The organism is Bowmanella dokdonensis, from assembly GCF_017254865.1.
GTDB classification, from domain to species: Bacteria; Pseudomonadota; Gammaproteobacteria; order Enterobacterales; family Alteromonadaceae; genus Bowmanella; species Bowmanella dokdonensis.
Genome location: NZ_JAFKCV010000440.1, coordinates 1 through 279 on the forward strand (window position 1 = coordinate 1; position 279 = coordinate 279).

The following is a 279-nucleotide window of genomic DNA, read 5'->3' on the forward strand; positions in this document are numbered from 1 at the left end:
GGTTTCTAACGGTACTGAAAACCATTTGTTCCTGTTGGATCTGATTGACAAGGACATCACAGGTAAAGATGCCGATGCTGCCCTTGGTCGTGCCAACATCACGGTAAACAAGAACTCTGTACCTAATGATCCTCGTTCTCCTTTTGTTACCAGTGGCCTGCGTATCGGCACACCTGCTATTACGCGTCGCGGTTTTAAAGAAGAGCAGGCTAAGCAAGTGGCTAGCTGGATTTGTGATGTGCTGGACAACATGGGCGATGAGTCTGTGATTGAGCGTAT

1 pseudogene is annotated in these 279 nt (G+C 48.0%); it reads left to right on the top strand.

Annotation, left to right across the window (positions count from 1 at the left end):
* Window positions 1-279 (top strand): annotated as a pseudogene (gene glyA, locus J0A66_RS23225) (serine hydroxymethyltransferase); the annotation flags it as partial.